The organism is Chryseobacterium sp. R2A-55 (assembly GCF_021401085.1).
Lineage (GTDB): Bacteria > Bacteroidota > Bacteroidia > Flavobacteriales > Weeksellaceae > Kaistella.
Genome location: NZ_JACBFP010000002.1, coordinates 240,888 through 254,701, shown reverse-complemented (window position 1 = coordinate 254,701; position 13,814 = coordinate 240,888). Strand labels below are relative to the sequence as shown.

The following is a 13,814-nucleotide window of genomic DNA, read 5'->3' as shown; positions in this document are numbered from 1 at the left end:
TCTAATCTGTTAAAAATGTGTATTTTCGCAGACTGATAAAATTATACAAAAAGATGGCAGTTTTAGGCGAGATTAGAAACAGACCCTGGCTTTTGATGGGGATTATCGCAGTGGCAATGTTAGCATTCGTGGTAAATCCGGACAGTTTGGAAAAATTATTTGGAGCAAAACCGGGCGTTTACGGGAAAGTAAATGGCGATGAAATCACCAGAGAAGATTACGACAACCAGCTATTCATTCTTCAGCAACAAGCCCAACAGCAGGGCAGACCGACAAAAGGTTTGGAAGAACAGGCATGGCAACTGACCGTGCAATCCAAATTAATCAAACAACAGTTTGAGAAAATGGGATTGAAACTGACTGACGAAATGTTCTGGAACCAGCTACAGTTTGACCCGATGTTTGCCCAAAATAAGGAAAATTTTGACGCAAAAGGAAACTTCAAAATTCAAGAAATCAAAAAACAGGTCGAAGAATTAAAAGGAACCAATGCGGAAATGTATAACAACTGGCTGAAAACCAGACAAGCCATTGAATATAGAATGATGGCAAGGCAGGTTTTCGCAAATATTTCCGCCGGTGTAACTGTGGCAAAAAAGGAAGCCGAGGAAATCATGAGACAACGTGACCAAATGGCGGAGATCGATTTCGTGAAAATTGATTATGATACCTACGCTCAGAAAAATCCAGTGAAAGTGACCCGCGAAGATTTAGCGGCCTACGTGAAAAAACACCCGATCATGTTCAAAAGAGATGCGAGCAGAAACTTGGGAATCGTTCATTTTCCAGCAGTTCCAAGTGCCGCCGATGACGCAGCCACTTTAAAAGAAATCAACAAGCTGTACACAGAAGGAAGCGACATGAGTGAAGGGAAAGAAAATTTCCAAAATACTACCCATGATTCCATGTATGTTGCTCTGAATTCCGATATCCCATTTAATCCACAATATTTCTCTGCCCAGCAACTCCCTGCACAGATCAAGGACAAAGTGTCTTCGGCTTCGGTGGGAAGTACTTTCGGCCCATACAAAGAAGGGGAATTCTATGTGGTTTCGAAATTACTTGATAAGAAACCTTCAGACTCCACCCTTTCCAGACATATCTTAATTTCTTACAAAGGTAATCAGGCAGGTGCAGATGTGACAAGATCCAAAGAAGAAGCGAAGAAATTGGCAGATTCCATCGGTGCAGTGGTGAAAGCTGATCCGGCAAAATTTACAGAGTTCCTGAAATACTCCTCTGATCCGGGTTCTGCCGCTCAAGGTGGAAGTGTGGGTTGGACGACTCCATCAACTCCTTTTGTTCCGGAATTTCTTCATTTCCTGGCAACCAACACTAAAGGTGCAACCGGAGTAGTGGAAACCCAGTTCGGTTACCATATCATCAACATCGAGGATAAAAAATCTGGCTCAATGGGCTATAAAGTTGCGAACCTGGTAAAGCAGATCAAAGCTTCTGATAAAACTGAAAACGATGTTTATACCAAAGCAACTAAATTCATCCAGCAAATTCAGGGGAAATCCTTCAACGAGTTTGCTAATGCAGCCAAGAAAAGCAACTACCAATTCCTGAATCCTACAGAGGTAGGTAGATTCCAGGGACAAATACAAGGTTTGGGAACCGATAAGGACGAAGAAGTCATCGCGTGGGCTTTCAACAAGAAAAGAAACAAAGGCGATACAGATATCTTCACCGTGGAAGGAACCGGTGACAGAATCGTGGTGTACCTGAACGGAATCCAAGATGCGGGAACAGCCGATCCAGAAGCAGTAAGAAACCAAATTGAACCCATAGTAAGAAACCAAATGATTGCTAAACAGATCATCGCCAAGATCAATTCTGCAAAAGCGAGCAACCTGGATCAAGTCGCAAAACAATTCAGTGCAACCAGACAATCTGCACAGGTTAATTTATTGAATCCGCAAATCGCCGGCGCAATGGAACCGAAAGTTAGCGGTGCCGCATTTGGAGTGGCAAAAGGAAAACTTTCGAATCCTGTGGAAGGCATGACCGGAGTTTACGTCTTGGTGAAAAAATCTGAAACGATCAACAAACAACCGGGAGATTTGAAAGAAATTACAGATGGTATGCAAAGACAGAATGCGCAACAGTTCGGGCAAATGTATCTGAAGAGCCTTCAGGATAACGCAAAAATCAAAGATTACCGAATTGAGATTTACAACCAGCAAGCTGCACAGTAAAATTTCGATCAAATTCTATATAAGAGCGACCTTCAAAAAGTCGCTTTTTTTGTGCAATTAAGCTAGCTGACCGCTAATTGGTTTATTTAAAATGTATTATATTTGTTCATTAAAATCCAGAAAATAGTGAAATTCACCAAAGAAATAAAAGCTGGTCTCATCGCACTTTTTGCCATCATTGGTTTTGTGTTTTTGTTTCAGTTCATGAAGGGCAAAAGTCTATTTACCACAGACAATATTTTTTACGCAAAATTTGACAATGTAGAGGGTCTTGCTGCCTCCAATCCAGTTTCTATCAACGGATTGAAAGTTGGGCAGGTTGACAGAATCATTCCGATTACCGAGAAAGATGGGAAAATCCATTTCGTGGTGAAAGTAATGGTTGATGATAATTTTGAGTTTTCAAAAAAATCAACCTTAGAAATTTTCGAACCGGGATTAATGTCCGGAAAAGAAATGCGGATCAATCTAGCTTATGGACAACCGATGGCAAAGGACGGCGACACATTGGAAGGTGCCTTCAAACTTTCGCTGATGAATAATATTTCGTCCCAAATCGGCCCGGTAAAAGATCAGTTGCAATTGGTTCTGAAAAGAATTGATTCCCTGACCAATAATGCCAATCAGATGCTGAATGATGATAACAAAGCAGCAATAAGGGCGCTACTCATCAACCTGAACAAAACTGTTTCCGCATTTGAAGGAACCTCCAGACAAACCAATGCGCTTCTTGCCAACAATGATCCACGAATCCAAAAAGTGCTTGACAATGCGAATCTCGCTACCATAAGTGCGAAAACCGCAATCGACAAATACGGAAGGGTTGCGGACGAAGTGGATGTGAAAAAGCTCAACAATGCCATCGACAAACTGAGCCAGACCTCGGACAAGCTAAACAGTGTTATTTCCGGCATACAAAATGGCGAGGGTTCACTTGGCAAATTGACTAAAGATGAGGAACTTTACAAAAATCTCAATGAATCATCGCAAAATCTCAATAAGCTGATTCTCGACCTGAAGGAAAACCCGAAACGCTACCTAAACTTTTCCGTTTTCGGCAAAAACTCTTCAAACTAAAGACTAAAAACATTCAATATGCAATATATTGACAATATTATTTTCTTAATCGCAATCGCAGTAGGTTTTGGGCTTTTCTTTAAAAGCTTAAAGGAAATTCACCGAAATATCAAACTCGGCAAACAAATCAACCGCAGCGATCATCCAGCTGAAAGATGGAAAGTCATGGGAAAAGTAGCACTCGGCCAAAGCAAAATGACAAAGCGGCCGATTGCAGGGATTCTGCACATCTTTGTGTATGTGGGTTTCGTGATCATCAATCTGGAATTGTTGGAGATTATAGTGGATGGAATTTTCGGGAAACACCGTTTTCTTGCTGAAGTTTTAGGGGCTTCAATTTATCGAACTTTCACCGCTACTCTGGAGGTTCTTGCTTTATTGGTCATCATCGCAGTAGTGATTTTCTTTATCCGAAGAAATTTTTACGGCGTGAAACGATTGACGATGAAGGAACTTTTCGGTTGGCCAAAACATGATGCGAACTGGATTCTGGTCATCGAATTTGCCTTAATGATGGCATTCTACAAAATGAATGCAGCCGATTGGGTACTTCAGCAAAGAAATATTTTACCCGAACACGGAAGTTTTCCGATCTCATCCAATACTTTGGGACTGATTTTTCAGAATTTCAGCGACGGATTTTTACATTTCACCGAGCGAGGAGCATGGTGGTTTCACATCATAGGGATTCTGTTTTTCATGAACTATCTCTATTGGTCCAAACATTTACATATAATTTTAGCATTCCCGAATACTTGGTTTTCGAACTTGAAACCGAAAGGACAATTCAATAATCTGGATTCGGTAACCAAAGAAATCAAACTGATGATGGATCCCAACGCAGATCCATACGCAGCCGCACCAGAAGCTGATGCCAATGCGGTTCCGGAAAAATTCGGGGCGAATGATATTTTTGACTTAAACCAGGTCCAGCTGCTGAATGCTTATTCTTGTACGGAATGCGGAAGGTGTACCGCAGTTTGCCCCGCGAATATTACCGGCAAGAAACTTTCACCGCGAAAAATTATGATGGATACCCGAGACAGATTGGAAGAAGTGGGAAGAAACATCAACAAAAATGGAAAATTTGTGGATGACGGAAAAAAATTGCTGGACGACCACATTTCCCGGGAAGAAGTTTTGGCATGCACCACTTGCAACGCTTGTGTTGAAGCTTGTCCGGTGTTGATTGATCCGCTTTCGATCATTGTGGAATTGCGCAGATTTATGGTGATGGAAGAATCCTCAATGCCGCACGAATGGCAACTGATGAACAACAATATTGAAAACAACGCTGCTCCATGGCAGTATAATCAGCAGGATAGATTAAATTGGGCAACTGAGTAACGGAACAATTTATCAATGTGAAAATGGAATAATTGCAAAGCAGAACCGCCTGTAATTTTTATCCAAATTGGCACATTGGTAAATGATTAAATTGATATATTTAAAAAAATGGAATTCCAAATAAAGACTATGGCAGAATTTGCTGCCGAAGGAAAAATGCCAGAAGTTTTGTTTTTCGTGGGCTGTGCAGGAAGTTTTGACGACCGCGCGAAAAAAATCACCAAAGCTTTATGCAAAATCTTGCACAAGGTAGGAGTAGAATTCGCCGTGCTGGGTCAGGAAGAATCCTGCAACGGAGATCCTGCAAAACGTGCCGGAAACGAATTCATCTACCAAATGATGGCATTGACCAACATTGAAATCCTGAATGGCTACGGAATCAAAAAAATCGTAACCGCTTGTCCACACTGTTTCAATATCATCGCAAACGAATATCCCGGATTAGGTGGAAATTACGAAGTGTTGCACCATACCCAATTCCTAAAAAAACTAATGGAAGAAGGCCGCCTGAAAATTGAGGGTGGAAGTTTCACAGGCAAAAAAATAACTTTCCACGACCCATGTTATTTGGGAAGAGGAAATGGGGAATATGAAGCACCAAGAGACCTGCTCAGAAAGCTCGATGCGGAACTGGTGGAAATGAAACGCTGTAAATCCAACGCACTTTGTTGCGGAGCAGGCGGAGCTCAGATGTTCAAGGAACCCGAAAAAGGAAACAAAGACATCAATGTGGAGAGAACCGAAGAGGCTTTAGAAGAAAAACCAGACATCATCGCCACCGGATGTCCCTTCTGCATGACCATGATGACCGATGGAGTGAAACACTTCAACCGAACCGACAATGTAGCGGTGAAAGATATTGCGGAACTTTTGGCAGAAGCAGGGGATTTGTAAACGAACCTCAAGAAATACCCATTTAAGAAAAATGAACTGAATTTTCACCGAGATTCAGTTCTGTTTTTTATTTGAACGGGTGAGGGAGATGAAAAAACAATGACAGGATTTCCATTTTCCGACTTATCATTTTACGGAATATGCTATTATTCACGGTTCCTTTTATAAGCAACCAGCTAAATCCTGAAAAATTGTAACTGAAAAAATTGCCTAAATTTGTCCCCTAAAATAGATAAAATGAAAATAGAAACATCCACCATCATAGAAACCAACGATTACCGCGTGATCATTTTTCCCGCATCCAGACCATTCACCACCAAGGAAGCCAAAGTGATCTCTGAGAAATTATACGATTTCCTGGCGGATTGGGCTGCACATGACAAAGCGCTGTCTTCGTCATTTAAAATAGAGAAAAATCAGTTCATCATTATCTGCGTGGATGAGGAAAAAGAAGAAGCTTCCGGATGTTCCATCGATACTTTGGGCAGATTTATGAAACAAATCGACCAGGAATTTGAATTGGGTCTTTTTGACAGAATGAAGGCGTGTTTTGTGGAAAACGGCGAAATTAAAACCATGAAATTGCAGGATTTCAAAAAAGGACTGAAAGAAGGCACTATTTCAAAAGAAATCCAGGTTTTTGATTTTTCCAAGAATACCTATGTCGCATTTTTAAGCGATTTCCTGCTTCCTTTGAACAGAAGCTGGGCGGGAATTTACGTGGATTAAATATGCTGAAAATATTTGAAACCTTTTCAACGAACCAAAAGTTGAAAGGGTTTTTTGTTGATGGAAATTAAAAGGTTATTTTTGTAAAGCAATCAACACCATGTCCAAAATCCTTTTCCTTACTACTTCCCACCGATATGATGATGACCGGATTTTCCATCATCAGGCGAAAGAACTTATGGAACAGGGAAATGAGGTAAAGATATGCAGTCTTTGTGCTGATTTTCAAGGCATTATAGATGGGATTGAAATTGAATCCTATTCTGTTTTAGATCAATCTTCGGGAAAAAAAATCGAGGTTTTTCAAAAAGTCATCAATTCGTTTCAACCGGATTGTCTCATTGGCTCGGAACCATTAGCAATCATCGCAGCAAAAAAATATTCGAAAGGAAAAAAAGCCGGCATTATTTATGACATCACCGAATGGTATCCTTCCATGCGGATGGTCGCTGATTTTAAATTCCCTTTAAACATCATTCATGCAGTGAAGTTTTTTTTGATTCAGCTGTATGCTGGATTTCTGAGCACTCATTTTATTTTTGGCGAAAAAACCAAACAATTTCCGCTGGCTTATTTTTTTCCGTTTAAGAAAAAGCTCTTTTTACCCTATTTTCCGGATGATAAATATGTTTATCAAAACATTAAACCCTTAAATCCCGACAGAATCAAGCTTTGCTATACCGGACAATTTTCCGAGGAAAAAGGAATCGGGAATTTCTTTTCGGTGATCGAAAAACTCAAAGATAAAAAGCCAGATTTGAATGTTTCGGTTTTATTGATTGGAGGAACTCGAAAAGAAAGAGACCAAATTTATTTCGAGAATTTATTAAAAATATATCAGTTCAAAAATCTGGAAATCAAGAAATCCACTTCCTTCGAGACCTTTACTGAAAACTATTCCGATGCTGATGTTTGCTTTGATTTAAGGGCAGTGAATTTTGAAAACCACCATTGCAGCCCGATCAAGATTTATTATTACGCCGGTTCAGGAAAACCGGTGATTTACACCGATTTGAAGGCGACCAGAAACGATGTGGAGGTGGATCAATTCGGATATTTGGTCAACCCGAAAAATTCAGACCTGATTGCAAACTTAATTTTGAAATACGTTGAGAATCCAGGCTTGTACCAAAAACACGCAGAAAACGCCCGAAAACTTTTCGAAAAAAAATACAACTGGAAACTCATCAGCAAAAATTTTGTGGATTTCGTGCATTTAGCCTTAAAATAAGATGAAACAAACTGCTCTACAGACTTTCGTTTCCAGATTTTTGATCCTGATCTTAAATTTGGGTCTGGTTATTTTCACCACCAATTATTGGGGAAGTTCAGGCAAAGGCATCATCTCCATTGTGATTGCGGATTTGGCGCTGGTTGGTTTTGTGGGAAATATTTTCGTGGGAGCGAGTGTCACTTATTTCGCTTCAAAATTTAAGACCGAACAGATTTTGCTTTACGCCTATCTTTGGGCGATTTTATCGGGAATTTCGGTTCCGTTTCTCATCAGTTTTGTCCATGAGCAAGAATTTTTATCCTATTTGATCATTCTATCGGTTCTCACTTCTTTGCTTTCTGCAAACATCAATCTTTACGTGGGAAGGCAGCACCTCAAAAACTTTAATATTTACACGATTTTGCTGCAGGGATTGCAAATTCTTTTTATTCTGGGATTGGTTTATCTCTTTGATAAGGCTGAAGTTCAAACGTATTTTGTGAGCCAGATTCTGTGCCTGCTGGTTTTGTTTGCGGTAAGTACTTTTCAGATTTTGAAACACTGCGAGTTCTCAAATATTTCATTTTCAAGAGACCTCAGCAAAAAATTATTCGATTATGGCTGGAAAATACAGGTCAGTTCATTTCTGCAGTTCCTGAATTACCGGCTTTCATTTTATTTCATCGAGTTTTTCAAAGGTTTGTCCAGCGTGGGAATTTACTCGATCGGCGTTGCACTTTCTGAAGCAATTTGGATGGTGAGCAGAAGTTTATCCGTTGTTCTGTATTCAGATGTGGTCAACACCACCGATCCCCTTGCAGCCATTATCAAAACCAAGATTTCACTGAAAATAAGCACTTTGGTGTCATTTTTTTTCATTCTCATGTTACTCTTGATACCCGCAGAAATCTATGTAATGATTTTTGGAAAAGATTTCGGGCAGAGCAAAGAGGTGATCCTCCTTTTATCTCCCGGGATTTTGGCGATCGCCGCGAGCAATATCGTGGGATATTATTTCGCCGGCATCAATAAACTTCGGATTTTAAATGTGAAATCGATCATTGGTGTATTATTCACGATTGTCGGTTCATGGTTGCTGATTCCAAGGTGGGGAATTGCCGGAGCATGCATCGTGACCACGGTTTCCTACTGCGCTTCATCTGCTTTGCTTTTTTGGAAATTTTACCAGATTACAGACTTCAAGATGCGGGACTTTATCTTGTCCAAAGGCGAAATTTCACTTTTGCTAAAAAGTATCCATCTGAGAAAATAATTATCTTTGCCTTAATGAAAAATCTGATTGCTGTTTTACTGGTTGTTTTTTTGGCATTTCTCTCCTGCAGAAATGAGGAATCTGGAAGTCAGCAAATTGACCAGATGATCAATCTTTATATAGATTCTGCCAACCAAGATATGCTAAACGCGAAAATTCCCGGCTCATATATCAATATCAGAATGAACGACGTGTACGGAATTACCGACAATGCACCGGTTTCCTTTAATCCAAAAAAAGATGCGGACACCATCAGTTACATTGAATATGTGGCGGGTGCAAAAAGAAAACTTATTGATTCCAGCGGAAACAACAAAACTTATCAGTCTAAAATCGCATTGATTCTCACTAAAAAAGTGAATGATACCAACCGGATTTCCAATGACACCATGACCATCAACTATTCATTTTCTCCGGCATTGTTTCAGGTTTCAAAAATTTGGTACAATGGCATCCTGAAATTCACAAAAGTTGATGGGCAGCCAAACATCGTGAAAATCACCAAATAATCGTTAAATTTGCAATTCATTGCTTGTGCAATATTTTGTTGCTCATCACTCATTACTTATTACCCATTAAGATGTTACAGGTTAATTTTTTGCGCGATAACAAAGAACGTGTTATCCAAGGTTTAAATAAAAGGAATTTCAAACAGCTGGATTTGGTTGACCAAGCCATTTCGGAAGATGACGAGAGAAAAAAACTCCAGTTCGAACTCGACCAAAATTTGGCGGAAATGAATAAAATCTCGAAAGAAATCGGGATGCTGATGAAACAAGGAAACAAGGACGAAGCTGAATCTGCCAAAGCAAAAACCGCAGAATACAAAGAAAATTCGCAAATTCTTCAACAAAAATTGCGGGATTCCGAAAATAAGCTTCAGGAAATTCTCTATCAGATTCCCAATATTCCAAACGAAAAAGTAGTTGCAGGAACTTCAGCAGACGACAACGAAATCGTTTACCAATCCCATGATGTGCAAGGTTTAGGAGAAGGCGCAATTCCACATTGGGAACTGGCGAAAAAATACAATTTGATTGATTTTGAACTCGGTGTGAAAATCGCCGGTGCAGGATTTCCTGTTTATTTGGGAAAAGGAGCGCGTTTGCAGAGAGCGCTGGTTCAATTTTTCTTGGACACCAATACTGATGCAGGTTATCTGGAAGTGAATCCGCCGCATGTGGTGAACGAAGCATCCGGATACGGAACAGGTCAACTCCCTGATAAAGAGGGACAAATGTATTTTGTAAATGAAGACAATTTGTACTTAATTCCAACGGCGGAAGTTCCGGTGACCAATATTTACCGCGATGTTCTGTTGGAAGAAAAAGATTTACCCATTAAGAATACTGCCTTCTCACAATGTTACAGAAGAGAGGCTGGAAGTTACGGTGCACATGTTCGTGGCCTGAACCGACTCCACCAATTTGAAAAAGTGGAGATCGTGCGGATTGAAAAGCCAGAAAATTCTTACGCTGCTTTGGAAGAAATGGTGGAGCACGTGAAAGGAATTTTAACCGATCTGGAATTGCCGTTTAGAATTTTGAGACTGTGTGGCGGCGATATGGGGTTCACTTCTGCCATGACATATGATTTCGAGGTTTGGAGTGCGGCTCAGGAAAAATGGCTGGAAGTTTCATCCGTTTCCAATTTCGAGACGTTCCAGGCAAACCGGTTGAAATGCAGATTTAAAGGCGAAGGAAAAACGCAGTTGGTTCATACTTTGAACGGTTCCGCAATGGCTTTGCCAAGAATTATGGCAGCTCTTTTGGAAAACAACCAAACTGAAAATGGAATTAGAATTCCTGAGAAAATTGCGGAATACGCAAGATTTGATATGATTTAACCAAAATTTGAATCTGAAAAAGAAATCAGGGATTATCTGGAGTATTGCTCCTTGCGAAGTTACTTTAGCAAAGCGATTGCAGGTCAATTCTCCATTCTCCTTGTTCTACTCGCTCACAAAATAAAACCCTCTCGAAATTTCGGGAGGGTTTGTTGATTACTTAGTAGCTTCCAGCGAAGTTTTTCTGAATTCTTTGAGCATCTTCTCCAAAGCCAAAGTAGATTTTCTTGCTCTTGTTCCCGCAGCTTTGTTTCCTTTTTCTGCTTGAGCATCTGCTTCAGTTTTGAAATTTTCAAATTCTGCACTGATTTTTTCGATTAGTTCTTTCATGTGTAATTAACTTATTTTTTGTTAAGCCCCAAAAATAGGGATAAAATCTATATCATGGTGAAAAGATAAACCAAATTTGTAAAAAAAAATTCGGTCGCACCCACAATCTTTTTGTCCTTATGAGCAAATTTTTTCCGCCATCCGGCAAATTGTTGCTGCGAATTATGATAGGAATGGTGATCGTGTCGATTTGCTGCCCGAAATCATGCTTTAAGATTTCGCGTGGTTAATCATATTTGCGTCAATATTCACTTGCAGCTGCATGGCGATTTTCATTCCCAGCTCAATATTTGCGCGGAAAAAGTGACACAACTGACGATTGATGATTTCGTCTCTTTTCGGGCCGGAAATTCCTTGCATGGACTGCACGATATTATGGACCAAATGTTCGCGTTCTTCCTGGTTCATCGCTTTGGTGTAAAGCAATCCGGGTTGGGTGAAATGGTCATCGTCATTTTCATTTCTGTTGAAATTTGCAACTCGGGCACTGTCTAAATCATATTCAAAATCCTGATATGATTCATCCGGTTTGATTCCGTCAAAACTGTTCGGAAAATAATTCGGAGCATCCTGATAATTCGACGAATCCGCCATGAAACCATCTCTTTGATAGTTATAGGTTTGATAAGGACAACGGTTCACTTCCAACAAATGGGAGTTCACGCCCACTCTGTAGCGATGCGCATCTGGATAGGAAAATAATCTCCCCTGAAGCATTTTATCGGGAGAAAAACTGATTCCGTTCACCAAATTCGAAGGCGAAAAAGTGGCCTGTTCCACATGTGCGAAATAATTCACCGGAATTTCATTCAATTCCAATTCACCCACTTCAATTAAAGGAAATTCGTCATGGAACCAGACTTTCGTCACATCAAATGGATTCCAGCGGAATTCCTGGGCTTGTTCCTCGGTCATGACCTGGATATACATGGTCCACTTTGGAAAATCACCTTTCTCAATCGCATCCACTAAATCTTGCTGACCAAAATCCGGGTTTTCACCTTTCATCCTGATGGCTTCTTCATGGGTAAAATTTTTGATTCCCTGTTTAGATTTGAGGTGGAATTTCACCCAAACACGTTCATTTTCAGCATTTATCATCGAAAAGGTGTGCGAACCGAAACCATGCATAAACCGGTAACCAAAAGGAGTTCCGCGATCCGACATCAGAATTAAAACCTGATGCAGCGATTCTGGATTGAGTCCCCAAAAATCCCACATCGCAGTGGCACTTTTCAAGTTGGTTTTAGGCAGACGTTTTTGGGTATGGATAAAATCCGGAAATTTTTTAGCGTCTTTGATGAAAAACACGGGCGTATTATTTCCGACCAAATCCCAGTTCCCGTCTTCGGTGTAGAATTTTATGGCAAATCCTCTTGGATCTCTTTCAGTGTCGGCACTACCCTTTTCACCACCCACTGTGGAGAAGCGGATAAATATTTTGCAGGAGTTTCCAATATTTGAAAAAACCTTTGCTTTGGTATATTTTGAAATATCGTGGGTCACCGTGAATTTCCCGTAAGCTCCTGTTCCTTTTGCATGGACAATTCTTTCCGGAATTCTTTCACGAACAAAATGCGCCAGATTTTCTTGCAGCACAAAATCCTGCAACAGAACCGGACCACGCATACCAACCGTTTGTGAATCCTGATGATTTCTGTAGGGATTTCCGGCCGAAGTGGTGAGTTTTTTACCTTCCATGATGATCAATTTACGAACTCCAAATTTATTTAAAAATAATGGAAATCCCACAAATAGTAGTTACCTTTGTCATAGACAAAATTAATGAAATGAATATTCAGCAATTGGAATACCTGATCGCAGTTGATAAATACAAACACTTTGGTAATGCGGCTCAAGCGTGTTTCATCACGCAACCTACATTGAGTGCAATGATTCAAAAGTTTGAGGATGAATTAGAAGTGAAGATTTTTGACCGCACCACTCATCCGATCAGAACTACGGATGTGGGAACCCAAATCGTCGCTGAAGCCAAAAAAGTAATCGATGCCATAAATGAGCTGAAAAGCAAAGCCAATTTGCTGAATAACATCCTGGCTGGAAAATTGAACCTTGGAATCATTCCCACTGTTGCCGGTTTCATTTTACCTACCGAAATATTTGATTTTCTGAAGGAACATTCGAAAATTGAATTCAATGTAAAGGAAATGACCACAGATAACATTATCAAGGCGCTGAAATCCGGAGAACTTGACGCTGGAATCATCTCAACACCGTACACTGCGGCAAACGAATTTTATCAGGATTTTCTTTTCAACGAAGAATTGATGTTGTATTCTAGTGAAAATGCATCAAAAGGAAAAGACGACACGTTTGTGGTTCCGGAAGAAATTGACGTGCAAAAGGTTTGGTTGCTGGAAGAAGGAAATTGCCTCAGAACTCAGTTTGAAAACATCTGCGAGTTAAAAGAAAATTCCATGAAGCCTAAAAATCTGGAATATCTCGCATCAAATATTTCGACTTTGATTCAGATGGTTGACAAATTGGGCGGCATCAGTATTTTGCCTGAACTCGCTGTGAACCAGCTCTCCGACGAGCAAAAACACAAAGTGAAAAGATTCCGCGCACCGTTTCCGTACCGTGAAATCTCTGTCATTTATTACAAACCAACTTATAAGCAGAAAATCCTGGATGAGCTGATCGCCTTTGTTTCTAATTCCATGAAACTCAAACTGAATTTTTCAAAAAATCCGGAAGAATACGTGGCTGTAAAACCACAGTAATTTTTATTGCATGCATTATTTTGTGGTTCAATAATTTGTATATAAATTTGCACCCGAATAATATCACGAGGAAAAATTTGAACTGATTGCAACCTCACAAAAAAATGCTAAAACAGATTTTTCTTGTTTTTAGTTTCTTTTGTAATCTACCTTATTTTTC

12 protein-coding genes are annotated in these 13,814 nt (G+C 40.0%); 10 read left to right on the top strand and 2 right to left on the bottom strand.

Going from position 1 to position 13,814, the window contains the following annotated elements:
* Positions 1–53 precede the first annotated feature (53 nt).
* From L0951_RS03940 to serS, 9 genes are all read left to right on the top strand, one after another.
* Positions 54–2,201 (top strand): peptidylprolyl isomerase, encoded by a 2,148-nt coding sequence (locus L0951_RS03940; RefSeq protein WP_234109598.1) that lies wholly within the window; start codon positions 54–56, stop codon positions 2,199–2,201.
* Between the two features lie 126 nt (positions 2,202–2,327).
* On the top strand, positions 2,328–3,278 hold the full coding sequence (locus L0951_RS03935) for an MlaD family protein (protein ID WP_234110004.1): 951 nt from the start codon (positions 2,328–2,330) through the stop codon (positions 3,276–3,278).
* A gap of 18 nt (positions 3,279–3,296) precedes the next feature.
* Positions 3,297–4,625, top strand: coding sequence for a (Fe-S)-binding protein (locus L0951_RS03930; RefSeq protein ID WP_234109595.1), 1,329 nt, complete (start codon positions 3,297–3,299; stop codon positions 4,623–4,625).
* Positions 4,626–4,733: 108 nt separating this feature from the next.
* Positions 4,734–5,519, top strand: a complete 786-nt coding sequence (locus tag L0951_RS03925) for a (Fe-S)-binding protein (protein WP_234109593.1) — start codon at positions 4,734–4,736, stop codon at positions 5,517–5,519.
* A gap of 237 nt (positions 5,520–5,756) precedes the next feature.
* Entirely contained in the window at positions 5,757–6,248 is a 492-nt protein-coding gene (locus L0951_RS03920) for a hypothetical protein (protein WP_234109591.1), read from the top strand.
* Between the two features lie 100 nt (positions 6,249–6,348).
* Positions 6,349–7,479 (top strand): glycosyltransferase, encoded by a 1,131-nt coding sequence (locus L0951_RS03915; protein WP_234109589.1) that lies wholly within the window; start codon positions 6,349–6,351, stop codon positions 7,477–7,479.
* A 1-nt stretch (position 7,480) separates the two neighbouring features.
* Positions 7,481–8,734: a polysaccharide biosynthesis C-terminal domain-containing protein gene (locus L0951_RS03910; protein WP_234109587.1), complete on the top strand. Its 1,254-nt coding sequence runs from the start codon at positions 7,481–7,483 to the stop codon at positions 8,732–8,734.
* A 14-nt stretch (positions 8,735–8,748) separates the two neighbouring features.
* Positions 8,749–9,243 (top strand): hypothetical protein, encoded by a 495-nt coding sequence (locus L0951_RS03905; RefSeq protein ID WP_234109585.1) that lies wholly within the window; start codon positions 8,749–8,751, stop codon positions 9,241–9,243.
* 71 nt (positions 9,244–9,314) lie between these two features.
* Positions 9,315–10,580 (top strand): serine--tRNA ligase, encoded by a 1,266-nt coding sequence (gene serS, locus L0951_RS03900; RefSeq protein WP_234109583.1) that lies wholly within the window; start codon positions 9,315–9,317, stop codon positions 10,578–10,580.
* Between the two features lie 156 nt (positions 10,581–10,736).
* Here serS and L0951_RS03895 read toward each other — a convergent pair whose 3' ends face one another.
* On the bottom strand, positions 10,737–10,910 hold the full coding sequence (locus L0951_RS03895) for a histone H1 (RefSeq protein ID WP_234109581.1): 174 nt from the start codon (positions 10,908–10,910) through the stop codon (positions 10,737–10,739).
* 210 nt (positions 10,911–11,120) lie between these two features.
* Complete coding sequence (locus tag L0951_RS03890; protein WP_234109579.1) at positions 11,121–12,611, bottom strand: catalase; 1,491 nt, start codon at positions 12,609–12,611, stop codon at positions 11,121–11,123.
* 89 nt (positions 12,612–12,700) lie between these two features.
* Between L0951_RS03890 and L0951_RS03885 the strand changes: the two genes are divergently transcribed.
* The gene (locus tag L0951_RS03885) at positions 12,701–13,654 is read left to right on the top strand and encodes a hydrogen peroxide-inducible genes activator (RefSeq protein WP_234110003.1); all 954 of its coding nucleotides are present in this window, start codon (positions 12,701–12,703) and stop codon (positions 13,652–13,654) included.
* Positions 13,655–13,814 lie beyond the last annotated feature (160 nt).